Raw genomic sequence first — 25786 nt, forward strand, 5'->3', positions numbered from 1 at the left:
TAAATTGTAATATTAGTTGAGGAGTGTGTTTTTGAAAGGCTCACTCCTCAGCTTTAAATTATTCGGTTCTCAATCTAACGATTATATTCTTCAAATAACTCATCTCTCCATAATGTGTATTTTCATGTAGGAGAAAAAATGAAACTTGGTCGCCCACTGTATTTCCTGCGGGTAATTTATAAGGACTTTCGATATCCCATCTTTCTTGGTTTACCTCCTCTAATAATGCAATAATTCTTTCTCCTCTTTGTTGAAAAGTAGCTACTAGACTATCCAAGGGCGGATACATTTCATTCTCCAACAGTGCTGTCCCCGGTGCGAAGGTTATACGTTCGTTATGAAAAGTTGAAAGTTGTTCAGATGGATTCAATAATTTGATAATAGTATTCCGAACAAAAGTTAAATGTCCGAGCTCCCATGTAAAATGGTTTACCTTATCATAAGGACGAAAAAAGGCTTCTTCTTGATTAATTAAACTAGCCAGCTTAGTAACTCTGCTACTTGACAGTACAAAGCCTTTTTGTAGGAAGGGTATTAATTGCATGTTTATTGCGTTTGATTGAATTGGGCTCAAATTTACAGGAAGAATCGTGGAAAGCTAGGGGATATTTGGAATTGTTATTCAATAAAATACGATGGCGTGACTTTAAGTCATGCCATCAGTTACTCTTCAAGTTTACATGATAAACTATCTATATTATTTCAAATTATTTTGGATAACGTTATTGACAAACTCAGGCGAAACATCCGCTAGTTTAGCTGTTTGCTCAATACTCAATCCCATTTCTAAGGCATTGTTAATAGTTTCAATATTTTTTTTATTAATTGCCTCTTTAATTTTTCTACTTTCAGCTTTTACAGCCTCAGCATTTCTAGCTATTAATATCTCAAGAGATGCTTTTTCATCTGGAGTCATTTTTCTGCTATCCAATTCATCAATAGCAATTTTCAACCATTCTTCATCCCAAAATTGAGGGAATTGAGTTGGTTTTGTAACTGTATGTATCGTTTTCATGGTATATATCAGTTTTTCTAGATCGGTTTGACAATCAGACTCTTGTAAAACAAATTTATCTAATTCTACTGTAATAAACGACATTTGTTCATCAAAAAGTTCACCTTGTTCACTTCTTAGATTAGCAACTGAATGAAATTGAGGGTAAGGGAAAATATTGTTTGCTAAAATAGCAACACAGTAGATTTTAGTAAGTGTTCCATAATCAAATTTGCCTCGTTTCACCATGGCATTGAATTTATGCAATGCATAGAATTTCATGCGTTGTACAAAATATGGAGCTTCGCCATATTGCATCTCTACAATAAAATGATTGTTATTTTCATCAGTACAAGCTAAGTCAAAAATCCCACTTCTTCCATCTTGAGAGATTCCCTCAAAAGTATTTTTATCAAATTTAACTTCTTTAATAGGTATTTTAGATTTTATTAATGCTTGTAAAGCTTTACGTAAAAAGAGTGTATTAGCTTCATTCCCGAAAGTTACCTTAAATCCATAGTCTGAGATTATAGGGATAAAAATTTGCTCATCAGTGTAAAACGTTTCCATTGTATAAGAATTTTGTTTTGTAGAAAATAACAATTTATGTGTTTGTAATGAACTAATTTACGAATTTAATTTGAGACTTAACAAATACCTTAATCTCGAAGAGATGGTATAATTATAGAACTATTTTTGAAGATATTTACTCTATTCACTAAAAATAAAGTAATATAAACACAGATGGCATGACTTTAAGTCATGCCATCTGCGTTTTGTTAATAAGTTACATACCTTACAAACTATTTAACACATAAACGCCTCCTTTAGTAGTTTGAAAATCATAAGCATCAAATGCTTTGGCTTTTTTCAATGTTGATTTTCCTGCTAATTTCAATTGATTAGGCGTTTTAATACTGCAAATTCCACCTATTGATGAACGGATAACTAATTGAATTACCTGTTTATTTTTCCAAGTAATATCTACTTCAAAACCTCCGCGAGCTTTCATTCCTTTGATTTCACCATCTTGCCAATCGTCTGGAATAGCAGGTAAAATGTTAATTAAACCATCTTGACTTTGGATAATCATTTCTGAAATACCAGAAGTACCCCCAAAGTTACCATCTATTTGGAATGGAGGGTGCGCACAGAATAAATTTGGATAAGTACCACCACCTTTGTTGTAATTAGTACCTTCCATACCCGTTAGTTTCAATAGTTCACGCACTAATTTATAGGCATGATTACCGTCGTGTAGCCTAGCCCAAAAGTTTATCTTCCAAGACTTACTCCAACCTGTGCCGTCATCACCTCTAATTTCCAAGGTCTTTTTAGCTGCGTTGGCAAACTCAGGCGTACGAAGTGGTGAAATTTGGCGACTAGGGTGCAAGGCAAACAAATGCGAAACATGGCGATGCTGTGGTTCTACATCTTCCCAATCTTTATACCATTCTTGTAAATTGCCTTTTTTGCCAATGTGTAAAGGGAATAGTTTTGCTTTCTTAGCAATCAATTCTTTTCTGAAATCAGCATCAATGCCTAATTTCTCTGATGCTTCGATAGTATTGGTAAACAAATCCCAGATAATACCCATATCCATGGTAGAAGCGATAGAAACTGAGCCTTTTTCTCCTTTTTCAGTAATAAAAACGTTTTCTGGTGACGTAGAGGGTGCCGTTACTAAATATCCGTTTTTGTCTTCAACGAGCCAATCTTCACAGAAAATCGCCGCTCCTTTCATTAAGGGATAAGCTGTATTTTGCAAGTAGTTTTTATCACCAGTAAAAGCATAATGTTCCCAAAGGTGTTGACTTAGCCATGCACCACCCATTGCCCAGTTGGCCCACGAAGGCGACCCTTTGCCTTTGTCACCCACAGGATTAGATAAAGCCCAAATGTCTGAATTATGGTGAACCGTCCAGCCACGGGCATTATAAAAATTCTTGGTGGTTTCTTTTCCTGTTTTAGCCATGTAGCCAATCCATTTTAATAATGGCGTATGCAATTCAGATAAATTGCACATCTCAACCATCCAATAATTCATCTGTGTGTTGATATTGGTAGTGAAATTGCTACTCCAAGGTGGACGAACCGAGTTATTCCAAATACCTTGAAGGTTGGCAGGTATGCCATCAGGACGAGAACAAGAAATCAATAAATAACGACCAAATTGGAAATAAAGGCTTTCTAAGGCAGAATCTTTACCACCATTAGCATACTGTATCAATCGTTCGTCGGTTGGTAAATCAAGAGTAGGGTTTCCATTCAAAGAGAAGCTCACACGATTGAAATATTTCTGATAATCTGCTATATGTGCTTTTTTGATGGCATCTACGCTGAGTGGCAATGATGCTTTGAGGTATTTATCTGCAATGGCTTTTTCATCTTTTCCATCCGAATCAGGACATTTATCGAAACCATTGAAACTACTTCCTACTGAAATAATCAATACGGCTTCGCTAGCGTCTGAAATAGTGATGCCTTCAGCAGTAGTGGTTGCTTTGCCATCTGTCGATTTAACTTTAATTCTCCAGTCAAAACGAACACCTCCGCACCCTGTAGAGTCTTTATAAATAACAGGTACAGCATTGTAACCTACATAATTAGGGTCGGCATGTGCAGGAGTTTTACCTCTAACAACTAATTCACTTGCCCCTAAAACAGATTTTTGAACGGGGTGTGGCGAAAAAGTAGAAGCGGTAAAGTTTAATGCTCCTTTTGTACTAGCTTTCAAGCGAATAACCATCACTTGTGCAGGTGCTGACACAAAAAACTCACGCGTAAATTCTGTATCACCTACTTTAAAACGTGTACTGGCAGTAGCTTCAGCAATGTTTAAATCTCTGTAATAATTACTTACTTCTCCTTTTAAATCTTGTTTCAAAAGCAAATCTCCAAGTGGTTGATAAGCCTCTGAGTAAAGTCCTTGTAATTTATGCGTAAGTTGTTCTCCTTTTTTATAATCTTCATTAAAAAGAGCTTCTCTTACCTGTTGAAGATACTTTGGTGCTTCTGGATTGGGATTAGGATTAATAGGCTTCCCTGACCAAAGTGTTTGTTCGTTGAGCTGAATCAATTCGTTGGAAGGTCTTCCGAAAATCATTGCTCCAATACGCCCATTACCTATAGGCAAGGCTTCATTCCAATTCCGAGCAGGTTGTTTGTACCAAAGCGTAAGATTCTTTTGGGCAAAAGAGCTCACCGACGATAACAAAAGCGCAAAAACAAAATACGTTTTTTTCATAATTTATTACTTTGAGAGATATTTGTTTAATTGTGAGTTAGTTGTGAATGAGTGAATTGTGAGTTAGTGATTGAGTGAAATTTTAATTATGATTGAGTGAGTTCTTAATTGTACATTAGAAGAGTGGATTCAAACTTATTGTAATAATTCACTAACTCACAATTCACTCATTCACAACTAAATCTTCACTAACTATCAATTAATACATTTTCTTCAGCCCTTCCCATCGTACTTTCCATTTACCATTTTTAGGTATTCCAGGATTAACTGTTTTACAACCGTCATACCCTGCACACATCATGGCTACTGCTGATAGTAAGCCACCATTCCCTGGTAAATACAAACGCAAGCGAGCATCTTGATAATTATGTCCGTTTGGCAAATAGGTATTTGTTCTGATGTCCATCATGAGGGCATCCACCGCTTTTTCAGGCTGTCCTAATCTAGTAGCAGTCATGGCTACCATCGGGAAATCCCAACCCCAAGTATCATCCCAATGCCATATTTTCCATACTTTATCGAAAGTGCTTTGCATTGTAGTCATGTTTAACATCGTACTGGCAGGCAACATTCCTAAGGTACAAAGCACACTCGGATGGTCGGTTAAAAACACTGGATTGGTATAAGAATCCTTAGCGCTTTCTGTGGCTAAATACACCCCGTCTTGTACTGGTAGGGGAGATAGTTTTTTCAGCACATCATCATATTTAGCATTTCTTTTCAATCCTAAACGTTCTCGCCAAACCTGTGCTGTCGTCAAGGCCCATTGCCAATAAGCCAACTCATATGTCGGATTAAAAGTCTCTTCAGGTTTAAATCGCTCTTGAGCAGGAATTACTCCTTTGCCCAAAATATACCGACCTTTTTCAGCATCGAAATAGGCGTAAGACGCCATAAAGTCGGCTGTTTTAAACACTAAATCTTTATATTTTTCTAAAGTGGCTTTATCTAAGTGTTTACGATAAGCCAGTTCTGCAAACGTAATAAAATGAGGCTGTTGCCAAAGCAAATAAGCTCCTACTGACGATGGTGCTTCTTTCCCATCTGGGTCAGTCATTTTTTGCCAACGGACACCTTCAAAACCTTGTCTCTCTGCAATAATTCTGGCTTCTGGTTCTACTTTTTTGTACCAAGCCATGCTTTTTTCAAGCAAATCGGTTCTGTTCCATAAAGCAAAATGAACACCATGCCACCAGTGCATTTCTAAATGCGGTTTGCCAAACCAAGAATTATAAGTCAAGCCTGTCTCTTGTGGAGGCTCGTTGTTTGCACACTGAATTTTGGTAAGATATTGCGAAAGAATGATTCTTCGCTCCAACTCTTTTGCCCTTGGGTCGGTACTTCCTGCGAAGTCCACGACTCCCCCAGTACTCCAAAAAGTTCTCCAAGCTGTTTTTGTACTCAATAAAGTGTTAGTAAAATTTGGAATAGTTTCTTTCGGAAGCTTTTCAGAGAACAATACACTAAATTCAAGCGTATTTTCTTTCGTATCTGGACTCACCACAAAATAATGGGCTTCGCTTTGCAATACATTTGATGTTTGGGTACTTTCTATCTTGATAAAGTATTCAGTATCATCTAGTTGATGTTTAAAAACGAATGATTTATCAGTAGATAACATCAAGGAAGACTGGTGCTTGTCTGTATTCTTCCAGTTATTTCCTTCATCTGTAAATTGGTTGGTTGGGTAGGGCAGACGTAAACGGTATTTTAGCTGACCAGTTTTTAATAATTCAGACTGCACTTTTACTGAAATCAAATCTTTTTGTTGATGAGCAACCGTAATTACTTTAACAGGAATTCCTTCTACCGCAAATTGACTGGTGATTTCGCCTGTGTAGACATTGAGTGTTTGATGTATATTGGTTAAATCTTTTGGTTTTACGCTAGAACCATCTTTTTTGAAGAGTTCAAAGCCTAGGTTGCCCAATTGTAAACGATGTGGGTTTTGGCGTAGGAAATTATTAGCAGCCTTGGCGCGCTCACTATTTGAGGCCTGTACGGCATACGGTATTTTTCTACCATGAGAATTAATTTCTTTAAAGGTTTCTTCTATTTTGTAGTTTTCTGTATTTGGGTAGCGATGCCAGCCCCAAACAGATTGAGTACCCAACGAAATCCCTTTGGCATAAAAGTCAGGAAAAGTCTGTAAACCAGTGATGTCGGTAGTGAAAGCAAAATCTCCATTGCCTACAGACAATGAGGCCAGCGTGTCAATTTTGGATAGTACAACGGTGTGGCGTTGCACCAAAGCCTTTCTGTCGATTTTACCTTGTGCAAAAGTATGTTGGACAAGTAAAGCGTAAATGCAAATGAAAAATAGTTTTAGGTTTTTCATAGACTAGATAGTTGAGAATTGTGGATTAGTGAATTTTAAATAATTTTCCCGCTGATTCACGGAGATAACAACCCGCAGATTTTGGAGATTTTTATTTATCTGCGTAAATCAGCGATAACAATCAGCGTATATCAGCGGGCAAAAAATAAACCCGCAGATTCACGGAGATAACAACCCGCAGCATCAAAAAAGCACAGATTAAGTCATCAATCTTCACATTGATAAACATTAACGCTGTGCTTCTTTATGATACGACTGCACTCGAAAATCTGTCATTAAGACATTCTATATACACAAGATAAATTGGTAACTACAGGAGAATTATCTGGATTTGTATCCATGATGTCACCCATAAATGCCCACCATTTTTTCATGATTTCAGTTTGTGGTAATTCGTCAAGCGTATGATTATCTACTCTTTTCTGAACAGCAAACAAAACTCCAGACGCTTCATCTAAATAAATGGCATATTCTATAATACCAGACTTTACTAATAACTCAGATAATTCTGGCCAAATTTCATCGTGACGTTTTTTGTATTCTTGCTCAAATCCTTTTTTGAGCTTCATCGTAAAAGCAATTTCCTGCATTTTTTGAGTTTAGTGTTTATGAGTTTATTAGTTTAAAGTTTAGGGTTTATGAGTTAAAAGCTTTAAGCTCATGAACTTTAAACTCATGAACTTTAAACTCATAAACTTTTAACTCATAAACCCTAAACTCATCAACTCCATTTAGATTTGTGAAAAATCTGTTGGTGTTAAGAAATGAATTTCGGCTTTGGTCATCGCGTGGTCGTATTCAGGAAGTCCTTTGATACGATTCCATTCTGAGTCAGCCCCAAAAGCCTTCCAATGTTCATCTCTCGATGCTTTGTTATCAAAAGTAGTCATATACACCAAATTTGGCTGTTTACCACCAATGATAGTCTGTGCATAAAACACAGGATTAAATCCTAGTCTTACAAAAATATTGATTTCCCCACCTTCGTTGAACATGTGGATTTTACTTAATCCTTTTACCTCGCTGTGGCTTTCGTACAAACGATATTCGTATACCCTTTCAGCCTTTGGTGCAGTAGTAGTCGGAGCTTTCAATTTCGACCAGTCTTTAAAGGCTACCGATAGCGAACTTTCATAACGTTCGTAAGCAGGCGTGGCAAAATTGGCATCTAAATAGGCTTTAGCCGCTTGTTGATATACCGCATCAGTAGCTAATTTGCTCGCTATTTTACTAAACTGGTCTAACGATTTATAAGGAATCAATACATACAGCTTAATGCCATCTTTCTGGTCAGCTTCATTAAAAACACCTACGGGACTAATTCCTAAACGATTGAACGCAGGAATAGCGGCATCTTTGAAATAATCTTCTACTACCTTTTTCTGCTCTACGCTTTTGAAACTATATACCCTAGTTTCGTAATACTCCGATTGAGGCTTGGCAAAAGTTAAGCTAGTAAAAGTGGCGATAAACAGGTAAATAGTGAAAATCGAGATACGTTTTAACATGATTGATATATTGTTTAAAATGGTTGAAAATACAAATCTGTATTCAACGTATCTCAGTCTCAAGTCTTTATTTCAATGATTCTACAGGCGTTAAAGTTACTTTTTCTAATAATCCAGATTCCTTTGGTTCCCAGTTTTTAGTAGTAAAATAGCCTTTATCTCCTAGATTTTGTTTTAGTCTTGCTGATACGTTGATGTTATAAAACTTCTGCCAAACTACGCCCTCTGCTTCCAAAGCCGTTACCCTGTTGGCCATTGAATTCGATACTTTTACTTCTAAAACATTTTGTGCTTTTAATAAAGTAGTTGGCACAAAAACTTTGTAAGTAGGGCCTAATAAAGTACCTAATGATTTCCCATTTAAAGTTACCGAAGCACTTTCTGCTACTTTACCTAAGTCTAACAAATAACCTTTGGCAACAGTTTTAGGCTTCGCAAAATTTAATTGGTATGAAGCTGTTCCTGAAAAGTCTTGATATTCCTTCCCTGCCTTTGTCCACGAGCCTAACTTTGTTGTTTCAATCGTTTTTGGTAAAGTTGGCCCACCATCCAAAAATGATATTTTCCATGTGCCTTTCAACTCTACGGCCTCGGCGCTTGCTTTCCAATAAGGATATTCAGCACCTTTTTCTACTGCTTTTAATGTTTCAACAATGCACGATTCACCTACAGCCAATTGTAAATACACTTCATTACCATTTCTGAACTTTGCCATGCCCAATGCTGCGGTCATAGGATTGTACAAAGCCGCAGATTTTGCTTCAACTTCCAATTTTACCCAACCTTCAAAAGGTTTTCCAGACTTGTTATTGATAAAGTAATAATTGCCTTTCGCACTGGTTTTTCTAACAAACTGCAAGCCACTGTCGGTCATCGTTTCACGATACACTTTCGCATAAGTCATCATGGCTTCTAAATCATCGCTTAATAAAAACGAACCTTCACCAATCTTCGCTTGACTTACTTTGTCGTTTACTTTGGCAAAATTCAATACTGCTAACAATGCCTTAAATTTCGCTCTGCGTTCGTTTAAGTTGCCTAAGCCCGGTACATCAGCAGGCAATTTATGATGAACAACAATCGTAGCTCCTTGTTTTGCTAACTGCACCAATTTCTCCAACGTTTCCAAAGGTACTTGCTCGCTCTCTGCCAGTAGTACTGTTTTGTAGGCAACGCCACCAGTAATAATTTGCTGATTTTGAGATTGCAGATTAGCAATTTGTTTATCCGAGATAAAATCGAAGCCATAACCACGGTCAATCATCTTTTGAGCTACCTCTTTGAAGTCGGTTCCGTTAAATTCAGGTGTTACGCCATCAAAGTGTTCTAATAAACCTTTTGAAGAAGGCTCAGTAAGGCGGTCGGTAATAGGGAAATACAACAATACGTCGTTATTCGGTTTGCTATCTTGCAAGAATGCCTGTGTACGAGCAATGTAACTATTCAATGTCGAGAAATTCTTCCAGAAAGGGTTATGTGGCGTAAAGTGTACGGCTGCATAAAATAACCAACCCGGAAAAGCTTCGTCTTTTGGTGAATAGTTAGTGCCATGATAGAAGATATGGTTTACACCACCCACCAAGAATAGATCTAATGCTTTTTTAACATCACTTAATGATGATAGGAAATGCTCGTTTTCCCAAGTGGCAGATTCTGATGACGTTAGTTTCTTGCCTAATACATTGGAAGCTGATGATGCAAATTTGATTCTCAATAAATCTGTCCCTTCAATCTCTGGAATATCTACCAAACCGTATAAATCAAGGGTATTCGCAGGTGAACCATGTGCCTGATTTCTGACAATCTTACCACGACCATGTGCCCACTTAGCCCATTCGCCAGTGTATTTTTCCAGAATCAAATCTCCAATTGTCGTTCTATAATCAAACAACACTCTATGGTTTAAATCTGTATTTTCTTTGCTGAAAAGGTTAGGGAGATAGTTTCTTAAATCGTACCCTCTTCTTTGCTGAAATTCTTGGAATAAATTTTCTGTCCAGTCCGACTGTCCACGCGCATCATCTACTTCGTAAGAATCATTGAAAAAAGCACGCATGCTCGAAACATCCGTGTTAGCAAAAGCTTTGTCAAATTCTTTTAAATAATTCTGAATGGCTTTATCCGAAAAATGGTCGATTACATCACCTTCACCACCCGGACCAGCACGTTCTACCAATTTGCCGTGCCACCCTTGGAAGACAGCATATAGCTTCCAGTTGCCTTTAGGAGCTTGCCAGTTTAATTGTCCCATAGCACTAACCTCAGCCGTCAAATTCAGCACCTCGCCTTTATCCGAATAGGCCATCAGGGTTTGTAATGGCAATGGTCTTTCATATCTTACTTGGTCTATTGCTAATTCTTGAAGATTCTCATTTTTTGAAACAGGGTATTTTAATGCTGAAACAGTTGTTTTTTTAGGCAACACATATCGTAACAATGGTGCTTGTTGAAAGGTAATCACTTCCGAAAGCTTTTCACCTTCTTTTAATTGATATGTTTTGAAATTGACATTCTTACAAGCATCTTCTGGTGTTACCCATCTGCCTCCAAAAGGCCAGCCCGAAGCATTGGCAAGGTCGATACCTAAGCCTAAGCGAGTACCTTCATTCAAGGTATGCTTGAACATCTCTACCCATTTTGGGGAAAGGAAATCAATAAATTTCGATTCTTCACCTTTTACACCATATATCGGTGTAATCTCTAAACCACCCAGACCTGCTTTCTGGTAGGTTTCCATATTATACGTTAAATCTTTGGGATTAACTGCATTACCTTCCCACCACCAGCGTGACCAAGGTTTGGTTTGTTGTGTGATAGGTTTCCACTTTGCTTGTCCGAAACTTAAAGAGCAAGTAATTGATAAGAGAAAAAAAGTTTGAAAGGCTTTTGTTGATCTATGCTGTTTCATCAAATATGGTTTTTATTTCTTGCAAAGAAAAATCAACGACTTACCTGAAGCATCCTGTGATGTCATGCGTTTAGTAATATTTTTTGAAAATATATAATTTTTTAGAAGATACATTTTTGTAAAACTCAAGCATGATTTTCGAGTACTGAGGCTTAGTTAAAAAATAAATGAAAAATATTTTTTAAGCCTTTCTCATCTGCCATCTAGTTTGAATAATGGTAAAATACATAAATGCCAAAATTAGCTTCGGATGGATACAGTTTTTTTTAGCCTTTCAATTTCATGGAAATACACCATTGATGATTTTATGGCAACGTTCCCGATAACGATGACATGCTGAAATCGTTGTATTTTTCTTATAAAAATGAGATTTTATTAAATTAATATCGCTAGATATATTTTGTTGGTAAATATTGTAAAAGTACAATTTTTTATAGTGTTCATCTTTCGTTCTTCGTTTGATTCTTTTCAGGGAATCTGCTATAGCAGGAAGGCACAGGATAGTATTTTTTCTTTGATAATCAATATTTGTTATCAAATTTGTACATTTTAAATTTGTATTTCAGAAACGAGATTCTTTATAAAATATTTTTTCTTTATAAGAATATTTACAAAATTAGCAGTACGTGTTTCCAACATAACGGAAACATTCAGCAATATCCTTGATAGTTCGACTACCTTATTTTTGATTGAAAATAACAAAAGCATTATAAAATAGATTTTTTGGTGTAAAGACTAAGCCCTGCTGAGAGTATGTTCGGCAGGGTTTCTTATACCTAAAGGGAGTTATTATACAAGCATATTGAGGCTTTGTATGCTCTAAAAAAAGAGAACCTAAATCGACAAATCATTAAAATTATCTTTCAAACTTATGTTTAAACATTATTGCTTTATTGTATGCTTGTTGGTGAGCAATCTGGTCTCTGCCCAGAAAATCTCATTGGCTGGTGATTGGCGTTTTAAAACTGATTCAACCGATATTGGCGTAAAAGATAAATGGTTTAATACTAAACTTCCCGAAACCATCAAATTGCCAGGCTCGATGCTTGAAAATGGAAAGGGCAACCGCGTAACGATTAATACACAATGGACGGGTAGTATATACGATAGCTCATGGTATTTTAATCCGCATTTAGCTAAATACCGTACACCCGATAACCTGAAGTTTCCTTTTTGGCTGACACCTGCTAAGTACTATGTTGGGGCAGCGTGGTATCAAAAAGAAGTAGTAGTCCCTAAAAATTGGTCGAACAAACGCATTGTACTGACATTAGAGAGACCACACACTGAAACCCGCGTGTGGATTGATAATGAAGAAATAGGCTTAGAAAACTCGATGTGCGTTGCTCAAACCTTTGATTTGACCGATAAGCTTTCTACTGGAAAGCATACCATCTCTATCAGAGTGGATAACCGTATTAAAGCCATTAATGTAGGGAAAGATTCACACAGTTTAACCGACCATACTCAAGGAAACTGGAATGGAATAGTCGGCAAAATAGAATTAGAAGCCGAAGGTAAAATTTGGTTTGACGATATTCAGATTTATCCTGATTTGAAAAAACACTCGGCTCAGGTAAAAATCGTTTTGAAAAATGCATACAAAAAGCCTATTAACGGGCAAATAAAAATAAAAGCCCAAAGTTTCAACAGCATTAAATCACACACACCCAATTTACTTGTAACTGATTTCCAGATAGATGACCAAGAGAAAAGCATTACTATCGACTATCCGATGGGGGATGATTTTCAAACTTGGGATGAATTCACCCCAGCCTTGTATCATCTATCTGCTGAAGTCATTGCGCAAAAACAGGTACAGTCTGCCCGAAAAGTGCAGTTTGGGATGCGTGATTTTGCCATAAAAGGTACTCGCTTTGAAATTAATGGTCGCCCTATATTTTTAAGGGGAACCGTAGAAAACTGTCAGTTTCCATTAACGGGCTATGCACCAATGGATGTAAAATCTTGGGAGAAAGTGTTTAGAACAGCCAAGGCTTATGGATTAAACCATTTTCGTTTTCATTCATTCTGCCCACCAGAAGCGGCTTTTGTCGCTGCCGACATAGTGGGTATTTATTTACAACCCGAAGGCCCAAGTTGGGCTAATCATGGTTCGTCTTTGGGCGATGGGCATCCTATCGACCAATTTATCATGGACGAAACCAACCGTATGGCAAAAGCCTACGGAAATTATGCTTCCTTTTGTATGTTGGCTTATGGAAATGAGCCAAGAGGAGGCAAACAAGTAGATTACCTAACCAAATTTATAAACTATTGGAAGACTAAAGACCCTCGTCGTAAGTACACTGGAGCATCAGTAGCCATGAGCTGGCCTTTAGTCCCTTCCAATGAATACATGATTAAATCGGGACCAAGAGGCTTGCCTTGGAATAAGCTACCGAGTAGTAATGAAGACTTTGCGGATAAAGTAAAAGATTTTAAAGTGCCATACCTTACTCATGAATTAGGACAATGGTGTGTATTCCCGAATTTTAAGGAAATTAAAAAATATACAGGGGTTTATAAAGCCAAAAACTACGAGCTTTTTGAAGAAGACCTGAAAGATAAAGACATGGGAGACCTTGGCGAGAAATTCTTTTTGGCTTCGGGGAAACTACAAGCATTGAGTTATAAAACTGAAATAGAAATGGCTTTAAGAACGCCTATTTCAGCAGGGATTCAAATGTTGGGACTAAACGATTACTCTGGTCAAGGAACAGCACTTGTAGGCATCTTAGATTCATTCTGGGAAGAGAAAGGCTATATTACACAACCTGAATTTGCACAGTTTTGTAATACCACCGTTCCTTTGGCGCGTATTCCAAAATTTGTATTCAAGAACTCAGAAAGCTTTGAAGCCAATATTGAAATGTATCATTTTGGCAAAGAAGCTCTCACAAATGCACAAATTTCATGGCAAATTGTGGATGAGCATAAGCAAATAATCGCCAAAGGAAAATTTGATAAAATGAATATTCCTATTGGAAACAATTTCACTATTGGTAATGTAACTTTCCCATTGAGTAATATTCAGAAGGCTCAGAAATTAGTATTTGAAGTACGAATTGATGATACCAACTTTAAAAATAATTGGGAGTTTTGGGTATATCCAGAAAAGCTACCTACCGTCAATACCGACCAAATTTACTTCTGTAAAGAGTTGGATGCCAAGGCTGAGGAGGTTTTACAAAACGGTGGAAAAGTATTTTTAGAAGCCTCAGGGAAAGTAGAAAAAGGCAAAGAAGTAGTCAACTATTTCCAACCTGTTTTCTGGAATACCTCTTGGTTCAAGATGCGCCCGCCACACACGTTAGGGTTTTTAGTTGACCCCGCCCATCCTGCGTTCCAAAATTTCCCTACAGAGTTTCATAGTAATTTGCAATGGTGGGAAATTGTCAATCGTTCGCAGGTGATGTTATTGGATAGTTTTCCAACAGGCTTTCGCCCTATTGTTCAGCCAATAGATACTTGGTTTTTGAACCGTAAATTGGGGTTAATCTTAGAAGCTAAAGTAGGAAAAGGTAAATTGATAATCTCAAGTGCCGACTTAAGTTCTGACCCTGACAAACGTTTTGTCGCTAGTCAATTATTATACAGCTTAAAAAATTATATGAATTCCGAGCAGTTCAATCCATCTTTTTCAGTGGATATCAAAGAAATAAAAGCGTTGTTTGATAAAAACTATAAGTCAACCTTCAAAACTTATACAAAGGATGCACCCGATGAGTTGAAGGTTAAGAAACCTACGACTAATTAAACAGAAATGCTGTCACTCATGGCATGACTTCAAGTCATGCCATGAGTATTTTTTCAATCCTTATCACTAGCGAGGGACTTAAGTCCCTCGCTAGTGATAAGGATTTTTTGCTACAGATTATGGATTGAAAGCTTTACACTCCCACCTCCAATTTATACCCTTTCCCATGCTGATTTGTAATTTTCACTAAGTCATCCTTCTGCAATTTTTTACGAAGTTTCGATACCAACACATCTAAATTTCTACTTATCACAAATACACCCTCATTTTCCCAAACCTCCTTCAAAAGTCTTTCTCTTTCAATCAATTGGTTCTGATTGATGGCAAATATTGCTAATAGTTTTGCCTCTCGTTCAGACAGTTCTATGGTTTCATCATCAAACTTTAGGATGCTCTTATCAGTATAAAAAGCATATTTACCGATACTTATATAGTCTAAAATAGGCGGTGGGGTAGGTGTAGTACTTTTTTTACGGTTAAAATAGTTACCCCGCATAAAATACCCGACTATACCCAAAGGAATTAACAGCAATAGATAATTGTAAAGACTGAGTGATTTTGTTTTCAAAAACTCAATTTGAATCATGTAGCACCCTACGGGTTGTTTCCTGCCCAGACAAGGCAAAATATTGTCCGTTTTAATACTTACCTCATAGGCAAAAATCAATTCTTTATTACTGCAATCTATCACATTTACGATGTACTCTGTGGGTAAATTAGTCGATTTCAATTTCTTATCTACTAAGCTTACAAGGGTATCAGACACGAACGTAAAATTGCTCTGAAAAGTAATCTGGAAAGTATTGTCTTTGATTTTCTTGATGGGCAATACCCGAGACGTTGAGTCTTTTGCATGGAGCAGTAACTGATGCCCGATGTCGCGTAGCACCACTATCAGGTGTTTTTCTGCATAGTCATCATTTTTATTGGTAGTAGTAGCCATAAAAAATAACGAGCCAATCACCAGCACAGCAGATAGTATATAAAATTTTGTTTTCATAATCAGGGGCAATTTAAAGGATAAATAGCTTGTTTCAATTGTATTTACATGGCTTTTACACTTTTTTACATTTGATTTACTACCTACCACCTTCCATTAGATAGGTTTGTGTCAGTTAATTCAAACATAAACAAATATCGACATGAAAAAAATGCTCACTCTTTCGCTTATGCTATTTTCTTATGCTTTAGTAGCAGAAACACCTACTAAAAAATATTCGGACGTATTGTTTAATAGTAAAACAATGGTTGAAAAATTTAATAAAAAGAAATGTTGTAAGCCATCATCAAAAAACAAAGAAGCCGTAAAAACTAGCGCAGTTGAGTCATCAAAAAAAGAAGCAAAAGCCGTTACTTGCTTAGTGCCTTACCGTATTGCTAACAAAGACCAGTATTCTGCACAAAAGATGCTTTCATTTAATGAAATCTTTACTAAAATTAATATTAACAATGTTCCTGTTACCTGTAAAAAGAAGGAAGCATCAGTTTTATTAGCTAGCACAGATAAACAAGTTCTGCCTGAAAATGCTACTAAAGTAAATGAATAAGAAAAAAGGTTTGAAGTATTAAAAACGATTCCTCAAATCTTACTATTAGGGTGCGACTTAAGTCGCACCCTAATAGTAAGATGGCATAACATAGAAATTGTCTATTGTGAGTGTTGAATAAATATATCCTAAAACTTTCGTCAATCTATCTTTTACTACTCTTAGTTAAAAATCCTCGTAATCATCATGAAACAATTACTCTTCTTTTCATTACTCATCTTTTCCCATTCTTTGCTAGCACAAAGTACTTTCACAGACTGTACTGCTGCCTTCTTAAACAGCAAAATGATTGTTGAGAAATATGATAATTTATCAAAATGCAAAGTCTCCTTAAACGCTAAAGGTTCTTTGGCGGTCAGTACTGTCGAACTATCAGCGGATAAAGCAAAGGCTATTAATAATATACCTTTTAGTATCGCTATCAAAGACCAAAAAACAGGAACGATAAAGCTTTCTTTTAAAGATGTGTTCCCTAATATTGATATTCAAAATGTGTTGACAAAATGCAAAAAAGGCGATACAATAGTTTTATTAACCAGTTCTGATCAATATGCCTTACCTCATAATGAAATTAAGGTTGAATAGCAATTGGGCGATAGCTAAAATATCACTTCTCTAAATCCTGTTTACTATGAAAAAGCTTATCACCTTATTATTGCTGTTTGGTTATTTATCAGGTTATGCTCAACAAAAATTCAATTTGTCAGTTACCGAAAGTCAGATTTTTTGGAAAGGTACACCCGCATTTGGTTATGGCGGACATGAAGGTACTTTAAAGTTTTCGTCTGGAAATATTATCGTATCAAACGATGGAAAAATGCAAGGAGGTACTTTTGTGATTGATATGAACAGTATCAAAAATACCGACCAAAAAGATTTAAAAGGGCAACGAAATTTAGAAGAGCATTTAAAAGCGGACGATTTCTTTGCAGTCAGTAAGTACCCACAGGCCAACTTTATTATCACTAAAGTCCAGCCAACAGCACAACCTAATAAATATTCGATAACGGGGAATTTTATTATGAAAGGCATCTCCAACCAAATTATCTTTACCGCCTTTATTAATATCAATAAAGATAATGTTGTTGCCAAAGGTGATTTGAGTATCTATCGTTCCAGATGGGGAATCACCTATAAAACACCCAATTTCATTTCAACGATTAAAGATGATTTAATCGCTGATGAGATACCTATTAAGTTGGATTTGGTATTTAAAAAATTGTAGGATTGTACTCTTTATATTTAGTCGGTGCCTTAAGTCCTACTGATTACCAATAAGTATATAAATAACTAATAATCAATATATTATCTCTAGCGAGGGACTTAAGTCCCTCGCTAGAGATGAGGGATTCAACGCTTGGTTTTAAAGACTAGTTATGTACATTTAAGCTAATTTAATCAATAATAACATTTCCATTTCAACTTTTTAAAAGATGTGGGTAATCAGTAGGACTTAAGTCGCCAGCTAAATGTAAGGGATACAATCTTTTAATAATCAATCTACATCTTCTCACTTATATCTTGCCCAAACTGAATTAAATACCCATTATTATCATAAATAGCAAACTCTCGCATTTGCCATTCAAAGTCTTCTATTTCATAACATACTTCAACTTTATTTTTTAATTCCTCCCAAAGCTCATCTACCTTATCGGTATTGATGTAAAAACTACCTGTAAAAATGGGTTTGTCAAAAGGAATATGCTCATTTGGTTTAGCCAACATAATTTCCACCTCATCTTTGTACAAAGAAGCCCATCCCCATGCTTCATGTTGTTCAGCTACGGCAAAGCCTAATATTTTAGTATAAAAATCAATTGTTTCAATTAATTGATTCGTCCATAGTATGGGTCTCAGTCTGTTATATTTCATATAGTAGTTAGTTATAATACAACATTATCTGTTTTATTGGGTAAGGTAATTCTGAAAATAGTACCAATGCCTTCTGTACTTTCAAATGCAATCAAACCCCCTAGTTTTTCTATCACATACCTTAAAGTATAAAGACCAATCCCAGTACCCTCAGATTGTTTAGTAGCACGGTAAAATAGCTTGAAAATATTTTTTTGGTATTCTTTTTTTATGCCAATGCCGTTGTCATAAAAAACAATCCTGACAAAGCCATTATCGCCTGAAATTTCTATTTTTAGAAAAGAATCTTCTCTACTAATATTTCGATATTTAATGGCATTATCAATGATATTTTGGAATAAAGAGGTAATGATGGTTTTATCGAAATAAAAATCAAAAGGATATGCTATTGTTTCTTTAAAATAAAGATGATTGTACCCTTCCATACTAGCCAAGGATTTTTTTACTTCATCTACTACAGTATTGAAATCTATCAATTCAAAATGAGGAGCCTGTTTTTGAATTTTCAAAGATTGATTTACTTGTGTTACGGTTGCTAATAATCTACTGGCACTTTCATGGATTAGTCCGCAATAAGTTTTTAATGTATTATAATCAATCTGTTCTTCCTCGTCAAGAGTAAGCCTTGTTAACTCTAAAATACTTGACATAGGGCTTTTAATATCGTGGGAGAGCCTATAAGAAAATACTTCTAATGACTCTATTGCATTTTTATACTCAGTAATATTGGATGCCGTTACACCTACACCGTCGCCAACTTTAAAGGCCTTTAATCGATTACATTGATTCCCATGAATAGGATGAGTAATACTTTCTTCTATGATGATAGGCTTACCAGTACGTATCACCTCCATATATTTTTCATGCAAGCCTCTCTCTTTAGCATTCTGAGAAATCTCGAATATATGTTTCCCAATCAAGTCCTCTCTTTGTAGGTGATAATGTTTAAGCAAAGATTCATTCATATCCAATACATGTAAGCCACTATCAAATAATAAAAAATGTAGCTCAGCATTATCAAAAAAGGCAGAACGTAGAGATAGCATTTCGTTTGAAGGGTTCATAATTTTAAGTATTTTAGTTTTAAGAGAAGTTTTGAATGAGGATCTGATTCTTTTATTTCTAATTTAAGGTAACATTTTTTAGTTAATTCATCTCTAGAAATAAACAATATTAATTTTTAGTTATTATCAGAAAATAGGATTTTTATTGACAAAAGGATAAAACATTAACGATACTGCACCCTTGTTTGTGTTTAATAAACAAGCAAAGAGGATAAACAAAATTTTCAATTTAAATTTATTAGATATGTTTTCCAGAATCAAATATCTTTATGTTATATTTATAATTAAGCTACATATTGATAACTTCCTGAATGAATGTCCAAACAGTACCTTTACCATATTATCCTTTTAAGATTATGCTTTTGAAAGTTTTTAGGTTAATAGTCCTTCTTCTTTTATGTCCTTTCATCGTTTTTTCTCAACAAAAAAAACTTGAGCAATTGCTCTCTAAATGGAATAAACTTACAGTTACAAACCAGACAAAACCTGATACAGCAACGATTAATTTATTGAGTTCGATTGCTTCAGAGTATATGGAAACGGTATCAGATAGTGCCTTTATTTACTCTAACAAGGCATTGGCATTATCAGAGCAAATAAATTATAATCAAGGTCGTGCAAGGGCTTATGCCATGCTTGGCAAGATGCATTATATGAAAGGAAACTATGATATTTCGTTGAACAATAGCCTAATAGCCTTAAGGATTAGTACCCAAAATAATGATAAATTGGGCGTTGCTAATGCTTCAAATATCGTCGGACTTATTTACCTTGCTCAGAACAAAATTAATTTAGCTTTAAAAGAATTTTTAAAAGCTGCAGCCGTTAACAAAAGCCTCAATAAATTAAACAGACTTTCGGCAAACTACTTCAATATAGGCTTGTGTCACTTAGAAAATAAATCTGATAGCACTATTTACTACCTCATGCTGTCTAAGTCAGTAAGTAAGCAAATTAATGAAGAGCATTTGCTGGCTATGGCTGACAATAGGATTGGTGATTATTATCTGCAAAAAGAACAATTAAATAAAGCCATTTTTTACTATTCCTCTGTCATTAAAAATACCAGTTATCAGAACGATTGGGAAAATAGTTTTGCTTATACAGGTCTGGCGAAATGTTATTACAAATTAGGTAAATATAAAGCCGCAGTATTGTGTAGCCAGAAAGGGCTTTTGTTAGCCCAAAAGACAAACACCAAGTGGGATATAGAGCAAGCCTTAAAAATGTTACATCAGTCTTATAGTGCCGTCGGAGATTCGGGCAAGGCTTATCAATATCTTTTAATGGATAAACAATATAGCGACAGCCTATTTAATGAATCGAAGGAAAAGGAGATTAATGCCCTTTATCTGAAACAAAAACAAGCAGAAAATGAAGTACTGATTAAAAAGAACCAGATTGCCCAAGAGCAGGAGGCTACCAATAGGCTAATTATTCTTATCATTATACTCATTGCTATCTTCCTGATGGTTATAGTGATAATGATTTACAGGAGTGCCAAAAAAACAGAAAAGCTATATCAGGACCTTCAGAAGAAGTCAGATTATATCATCGCTCAGAAACAATTGATTGAGCAGAAAAATGAAGACCTTAATAATTCTAACGAAACCAAAGATAAGCTGTTTTCTATTATTGGGCATGACCTAAGGAGTCCCTTCGCTGCTATGTTAGGGGCTTTGAGGTTATTTAAAACAGATGAGTTAGAGGAGGAAGAAAAAGAACTAATGCTCGATAAGGTATTAGAACAAATGACGCTTACTTCGGCGATGATTGACCATCTGCTAACATGGGCAAATAGCCAGCGAGAAGGACTGAAAACAGAAATAATAGACTTGTCTTTAACAGAGGTGATAGATGAAGTACTGGGGGTTTTTATAGCTGTAGCCAACGAAAAGAAGATTAAAATTATCCATCATAACGAGGTATCCGTACCGATAAAAGCCGACCAAGACCAAGTTCGGATTATCTTTCAGAACCTGATAGCCAATGCTATTAAATTTACTAAGCCTAAAGGTGAAATTTTAATTAGCTATTTGCTTACCGATGATGCCGCTAGGGTTTCTGTAAAAGACAATGGTATTGGGATGTCAGAGACAAAATTAAAGAAGATTTTTCAGGAATCAGGCAAAAGTATTTCGACCTATGGTACCAAAAAAGAAAAGGGTATTGGTATAGGGTTAATGCTTGTTAAAAAATTTGTGGAACTCAACAATGCCACGATATCGGTATTTAGTAAAGAAAATGAAGGTACAGAGTTTATTATTACATTTAAATACCCATGCTAATATGACACACAAGGCCTCCTTAGATAAATTCGTAAAAGTAACGACCGTTGCGATTAATATCTTATTCGCCGTTTCAATCATCAGTTTCTTTACAGTAATGAAAGAGCTTGGTTTAGCGTTTACATTGATATCAGGAATATTTTTGTTGTTGGTCTTCGGACTGGCTTATGCTTATCGACCTATGAGTTATACCATCAACGATAGTAGCCTAATTATTCACAGACCCATCAAAGATTTAGAGATAGAGCGATATAAAATCGTAAGTGTGGAGGTATTAGATCCTGAAAAAATAGCCTATTCACTCAAAACTTTTGGCGTAGGAGGATACTATGGATATTTCGGGAAATTTGCCAATACCAAAATGGGGAGCATGACTTGGTATGCCACCAGAAAAGACAATACCGTTTTGGTAAGAACAACTGAAGACGAAAAAATTATCCTAACGCCTGATGACCCACTGGCGTTTGTAGCTGATTATTATGGATGATGAAGACTGATTATTGCCTGTGTTCTATTTCCGTGTTCTGTGGCACACAGAACACGGAGAGAAAAAACATCAACCGTTTACCTATGTTTAATAGCTTTAATCAATTTATCATTACGTCGTTCTGCTCTAGCATTTTGTAATGATATAACAGCCCATATTGCCGCAGGTATCCAGCCAATTAATGTTACCTGTAAAAGCAAACAGATAATCCCAGTGAGTATTCGTCCACGCAGAAGGAATGAAAGAAAAGGGAAGAATATTGCAATTAATGTCATAGCGTAAACAAAATTAAGATCAATAAATATTATCAGATAAAATTTGCTTCCAGAAGTATTGCTAATATTATCATTAACCAATAAAATCCACCAAAAAACAAAAGTACTTTTTGCCTTCTATTAAATGAAGATTGTTCTACTACCCTAAAGTCAGTAGAGTTTTTCTGGGCAAAATTGAGAGCCTTAATTAGTGGAATCATCAATATTGTCCTTGGTATTACTAACAAAAATACTAAGGAACCAATAGGGGAAAAAAGCAATATAATTAAATCTAAAAGAATACAAAAAATACTAAGCAAAAAAGATGAATAGCTTTTAGGATAACCCTTTTGTTTTGCAAATTTTAATATGGTATTGAATAATGAATAAACGAAGAAAATATCATTATTAGCCCTCATTCCAGGCATAATATTTAGCTGGTCTTTTTGCCTAAAAAAACGCCATCTTTTTAATGTCCACCATGTTATATAAAATCCAAATGATAGAATTGAAAGTACGATAAACTTGTTGGTGCTGATAATATACTGGATTTCTACATTATCATTTTTTTCTAGTATTTCTTCTGTATTTTCCAAGGTGTCTAATATTATAGTGGGTGTTTTTGTTAAGTAGTATCTTCAATGTTCTCTAGCACACAGAAACAAATTAACTGTATTTTAGTATATTTTCAGTACAAAACTCTCTTAGATGTCCATTTCTTGTTTCATCATTTGCAATTTGTACCAATAATGGAAAATATTTGTCTTTATCATACTTCAAAAGACCTGAAACACATTCTACATAAGTTAAAAAGAAATCATCCCGTTCTTCTAATTTTTTCAAAAATATCTCCTCTGTTGAATCTGACTGGCAGAGTTTTAATAAGATGACTGCTTTCCAAGATAGTTCACCCTTGTTTTCAAGAATCCAAACTTGTAAATTCTCAATAAGGTTTTCTGGTACATCAAATGCTTCATTTTCTGAACTCTCTTCCAATAAATTTATTACAGCATATAAAAAATCAGGCAACCAAACATCATCTTTGCTAGATATACTAATAGTTGAAAGGAGAGGATTAATAAAAGCTGAATTGTGCAGCTCACTTAATAATGATGCAAATTTGTTAGTGTCTTTAATTTTGTTTGGATTAGTAATTAAGTCTTTTAATTCAGCTTCAAGTAGCTCAGAATTATCAATTAACAAATCGTAGAGTGTTTCAAGTTTTTGGTCTATATCTGTCATTATAGTTGCTGTAAAAATATTGTCGTTATTATTTGTTTTCTTTGTTGTTGCGTGGTCTGTGGCATACAGAACGAAGTGGAGTAAGTGTTCTGTGTGCCGCAGACCACGGGAAGGGAAGCAAATAAACCCTATTATTCCTCCTCTACAATCTTAAATCCCCAAGGTTCTAAATCAATATTTTGATTTAGCTGAATGCCAGTATTTGAAATCAGTTCCTTTCCTGATTTATAAGGATACTTTAAGCTTTTGCTTTCGGCTGAATAGTTAAAGTAATAATGGATTTTTTTACCTGCCGTATTGGTACCTTCTTTGGTGATGAGAGGGAAGTATAAATTTTGATTTGTTCCCCAAAGATTAGCCTTCTTAAGGGCTTCCTTCAATACGCCTTCTGTAATTTTTTCAGTCGTCATACAGCCGATATAGGTTGCTACGCCTTTGCCATATTCGTTTTGAGTGATGGCTGCATATTTCCCCCAAGCTGGGTGTTCGTAATACGCCAATACCTTGGCAGTTGTTGGCGTGATAAGCTCCATCCAAGTGTTTACTTTGTTGTTGGCTGTTCCTACCTGATAGGGGTCACCTTTCAACGAAACGTTATTGGGAATCGTAAACTGACTGTATGAAATACCGCAAGCCTCATTGACGATACCGGGTTGAAGGCTAGTTCTTACTTTTACGTTTTCGTCCGAGAAACCACTTTTAAAGGTATATACTACATGCCCTCCGTTTTTGGTAAAAGTATTTAGTCGATTCAATAGTTCGTCAGAGGCAGCATAAAGAGCAGGCACTACAATCAGTTTATACTTTTCAAAATTAGTAGTACTTGGGTCGATAAAATCAGTGCCAACATTCATGCGATAAAGGGCATCATAAAGCGGACGAAGAATATCATTATAACGCTCTCTGGCACCCCAACCAAAACTAAACGCATTGAATGCTGTCTGAGCTTCATTGCTAAATAGAATGGCTACATCATTTTGCTTTTTCAGGTTGATTAACTTTGAACTCAATTTTTCAAAGTCTTTACCAATGGTTTTTGCTTCGTTATAAGTCGGATTTGGTTCAAAATCATGACTTAATAAGCCTTTCCAATAGGTTTCTGCTGAATTATGGATAGAATGCCAATGCCAGTATTCCAACATATTTGCCCCAGAAGCGATATGACTAAAGGCTTGTAAACGCAATTGATTAGGGTAGGGAACCCACTGCGGAAAGCCCTGTGCCTCTGTTTCAATCACCAAATAGTTTTTACCATTCTTCATCGAGCGACCTAAATCACCGCCAAATGAAATTTCGATACCTGTCAAAAAATCCTGTGTTGGGTGATAAATATCTACGCCCGCATAATCCATTGCTTTGGCCACATCAAAATGGTTTACATCGGTTTGAATACCATAAGAAATCCCTCGCCAGTCGAAATCAAAGTTTTGAGTGACAAACTGATTCGGCTTGCTGTATTCTTTTACTAAAGCCACCTGCCAAGCCAAATAGTCAGTCACTAATTGTCTTTGAAATTTAGAAAACTCGGCACTTAAACTAGCGTTGATAGAACCTACGGTCGATGGAAAATCATCCCAATTGTTAATTCTATTGCTCCAATAGTCTAACCCAAAAGCTTTGTTGATAGCCTCTAAGGTTTTGTATTTTGCTTTCATATAGGCTACAAATGCTTTTTGAACATTATCGCCTGCGGTGTTGTAGTGTTTAGTTTCGTTATCTACCTGATAACCAATGATGGCAGGGTGGTCTTTTACATGTTCCATGATTTTACGAATCACCCTTTCTGCATGAAACCTAAAGTGTTCATTGGTAATATCCATATTCTGACGAACGCCATATCGGTTTTGTCCCTGAGCAGTAGTAGCCAATACCGAAGGATATTTTTTGACCAACCAAGTCGGTACGGCATAAGTAGGCGTCCCGATAATCACATGGATTCCTCCTTTGTGCATGGCATTTAACACACGGTCGATATGAGAAAAATCATAGACATTGTCTTGTGGCTCAACGGTACTCCATGTTGATTCTGCAATTCTAACCACATTGATACCTGCCTCTTTCATCATGGCAACGTCTTTATCCAAACGTTCGTAAGGCATATACTCGTCGTAATAAGCTACCCCGAAAAGTAATTTATTGTTGGGACTTTGTGCAGAGGAATACAAACCATTACCTAATATCAGCCAAGTCATCAATAGACATTGAGCCATGATTTTGGTGAATAATCTTGGATTTTTCATAATCGAGGAGGAATACAAATAAAATACGATTGATTGT

20 protein-coding genes are annotated in these 25786 nt (G+C 35.8%); 6 read left to right on the forward strand and 14 right to left on the reverse strand.

Features of this window, described 5'->3' with window-relative positions; translation table 11 throughout:
• Nucleotides 1–58: 58 nt before the first annotated feature.
• The 7 genes from J2Y60_RS05265 to J2Y60_RS05295 all read right to left on the reverse strand — a co-directional run bounded on the left by J2Y60_RS05265 (nucleotide 59) and on the right by J2Y60_RS05295 (nucleotide 10995).
• Nucleotides 59–544 carry a DinB family protein gene (locus J2Y60_RS05265; RefSeq protein ID WP_309914319.1) on the reverse strand — a complete coding sequence of 162 codons (486 nt, stop codon included), beginning with the start codon at nucleotides 542–544 and terminating at the stop codon, nucleotides 59–61.
• Between the two features lie 153 nt (nucleotides 545–697).
• On the reverse strand, nucleotides 698–1597 hold the full coding sequence (locus tag J2Y60_RS05270; RefSeq protein ID WP_309994558.1) for an Rpn family recombination-promoting nuclease/putative transposase: 900 nt from the start codon (nucleotides 1595–1597) through the stop codon (nucleotides 698–700).
• Nucleotides 1598–1790: 193 nt separating this feature from the next.
• Nucleotides 1791–4241: a glycoside hydrolase family 95 protein gene (locus J2Y60_RS05275; protein WP_309914324.1), complete on the reverse strand. Its 2451-nt coding sequence runs from the start codon at nucleotides 4239–4241 to the stop codon at nucleotides 1791–1793.
• 199 nt (nucleotides 4242–4440) lie between these two features.
• Nucleotides 4441–6579, reverse strand: a complete 2139-nt coding sequence (locus tag J2Y60_RS05280; protein ID WP_309914327.1) for a hypothetical protein — start codon at nucleotides 6577–6579, stop codon at nucleotides 4441–4443.
• A 275-nt stretch (nucleotides 6580–6854) separates the two neighbouring features.
• Nucleotides 6855–7169 carry an L-rhamnose mutarotase gene (gene rhaM / locus J2Y60_RS05285; protein ID WP_309914329.1) on the reverse strand — a complete coding sequence of 105 codons (315 nt, stop codon included), beginning with the start codon at nucleotides 7167–7169 and terminating at the stop codon, nucleotides 6855–6857.
• 141 nt (nucleotides 7170–7310) lie between these two features.
• The gene (locus tag J2Y60_RS05290; protein ID WP_309914333.1) at nucleotides 7311–8087 is read right to left on the reverse strand and encodes an NIPSNAP family protein; all 777 of its coding nucleotides are present in this window, start codon (nucleotides 8085–8087) and stop codon (nucleotides 7311–7313) included.
• Between the two features lie 67 nt (nucleotides 8088–8154).
• Nucleotides 8155–10995: a glycosyl hydrolase gene (locus tag J2Y60_RS05295; protein WP_309914337.1), complete on the reverse strand. Its 2841-nt coding sequence runs from the start codon at nucleotides 10993–10995 to the stop codon at nucleotides 8155–8157.
• Between the two features lie 871 nt (nucleotides 10996–11866).
• Between J2Y60_RS05295 and J2Y60_RS05300 the strand changes: the two genes are divergently transcribed.
• Complete coding sequence (locus tag J2Y60_RS05300; protein WP_309914339.1) at nucleotides 11867–14755, forward strand: sugar-binding domain-containing protein; 2889 nt, start codon at nucleotides 11867–11869, stop codon at nucleotides 14753–14755.
• A 133-nt stretch (nucleotides 14756–14888) separates the two neighbouring features.
• Here the strand turns inward: J2Y60_RS05300 and J2Y60_RS05305 are convergent, their stop codons facing one another.
• The gene (locus tag J2Y60_RS05305; RefSeq protein WP_309914343.1) at nucleotides 14889–15755 is read right to left on the reverse strand and encodes a helix-turn-helix domain-containing protein; all 867 of its coding nucleotides are present in this window, start codon (nucleotides 15753–15755) and stop codon (nucleotides 14889–14891) included.
• Nucleotides 15756–15897: 142 nt separating this feature from the next.
• On the opposite strand from J2Y60_RS05305, the gene J2Y60_RS05310 reads away from it, so the two are divergent.
• From J2Y60_RS05310 to J2Y60_RS05320, 3 genes are all read left to right on the forward strand, one after another.
• On the forward strand, nucleotides 15898–16302 hold the full coding sequence (locus tag J2Y60_RS05310; RefSeq protein WP_309914344.1) for a hypothetical protein: 405 nt from the start codon (nucleotides 15898–15900) through the stop codon (nucleotides 16300–16302).
• A 186-nt stretch (nucleotides 16303–16488) separates the two neighbouring features.
• Entirely contained in the window at nucleotides 16489–16887 is a 399-nt protein-coding gene (locus J2Y60_RS05315) for a hypothetical protein (RefSeq protein WP_309914346.1), read from the forward strand.
• A 46-nt stretch (nucleotides 16888–16933) separates the two neighbouring features.
• A complete protein-coding gene (locus J2Y60_RS05320; RefSeq protein ID WP_309914349.1) occupies nucleotides 16934–17527 on the forward strand; it encodes a YceI family protein in 594 nt (197 codons plus the stop codon).
• A 275-nt stretch (nucleotides 17528–17802) separates the two neighbouring features.
• Here the strand turns inward: J2Y60_RS05320 and J2Y60_RS05325 are convergent, their stop codons facing one another.
• Both J2Y60_RS05325 and J2Y60_RS05330 read right to left on the reverse strand, forming a co-directional pair.
• Nucleotides 17803–18174, reverse strand: a complete 372-nt coding sequence (locus tag J2Y60_RS05325) for a VOC family protein (protein WP_309914353.1) — start codon at nucleotides 18172–18174, stop codon at nucleotides 17803–17805.
• Between the two features lie 11 nt (nucleotides 18175–18185).
• Nucleotides 18186–19238, reverse strand: coding sequence for an ATP-binding protein (locus J2Y60_RS05330; protein ID WP_309914356.1), 1053 nt, complete (start codon nucleotides 19236–19238; stop codon nucleotides 18186–18188).
• A gap of 311 nt (nucleotides 19239–19549) precedes the next feature.
• Here J2Y60_RS05330 and J2Y60_RS05335 point away from each other — a divergent pair, with 311 nt between their 5' ends.
• Both J2Y60_RS05335 and J2Y60_RS05340 read left to right on the forward strand, forming a co-directional pair.
• Nucleotides 19550–21526: a tetratricopeptide repeat-containing sensor histidine kinase gene (locus J2Y60_RS05335; RefSeq protein ID WP_309914359.1), complete on the forward strand. Its 1977-nt coding sequence runs from the start codon at nucleotides 19550–19552 to the stop codon at nucleotides 21524–21526.
• A 1-nt stretch (nucleotide 21527) separates the two neighbouring features.
• On the forward strand, nucleotides 21528–22013 hold the full coding sequence (locus J2Y60_RS05340) for a PH domain-containing protein (RefSeq protein WP_309914362.1): 486 nt from the start codon (nucleotides 21528–21530) through the stop codon (nucleotides 22011–22013).
• 77 nt (nucleotides 22014–22090) lie between these two features.
• On the opposite strand, the gene J2Y60_RS24760 is transcribed toward J2Y60_RS05340, so the two are convergent.
• The 4 genes from J2Y60_RS24760 to J2Y60_RS05360 all read right to left on the reverse strand — a co-directional run bounded on the left by J2Y60_RS24760 (nucleotide 22091) and on the right by J2Y60_RS05360 (nucleotide 25749).
• Nucleotides 22091–22288 carry a YqaE/Pmp3 family membrane protein gene (locus tag J2Y60_RS24760; protein ID WP_409014208.1) on the reverse strand — a complete coding sequence of 66 codons (198 nt, stop codon included), beginning with the start codon at nucleotides 22286–22288 and terminating at the stop codon, nucleotides 22091–22093.
• A gap of 32 nt (nucleotides 22289–22320) precedes the next feature.
• Nucleotides 22321–22863 (reverse strand): hypothetical protein, encoded by a 543-nt coding sequence (locus J2Y60_RS05350; protein WP_309914369.1) that lies wholly within the window; start codon nucleotides 22861–22863, stop codon nucleotides 22321–22323.
• A 70-nt stretch (nucleotides 22864–22933) separates the two neighbouring features.
• Nucleotides 22934–23509 carry a hypothetical protein gene (locus J2Y60_RS05355; protein ID WP_309914371.1) on the reverse strand — a complete coding sequence of 192 codons (576 nt, stop codon included), beginning with the start codon at nucleotides 23507–23509 and terminating at the stop codon, nucleotides 22934–22936.
• Between the two features lie 131 nt (nucleotides 23510–23640).
• Nucleotides 23641–25749, reverse strand: coding sequence for a beta-galactosidase (locus J2Y60_RS05360; RefSeq protein WP_309914374.1), 2109 nt, complete (start codon nucleotides 25747–25749; stop codon nucleotides 23641–23643).
• Between the last annotated feature and the right edge of the window lie 37 nt (nucleotides 25750–25786).

Origin of the sequence: Arcicella sp. BE140, assembly GCF_031456255.1 — a bacterium.
GTDB lineage: Bacteria > Bacteroidota > Bacteroidia > Cytophagales > Spirosomataceae > Arcicella > Arcicella aquatica.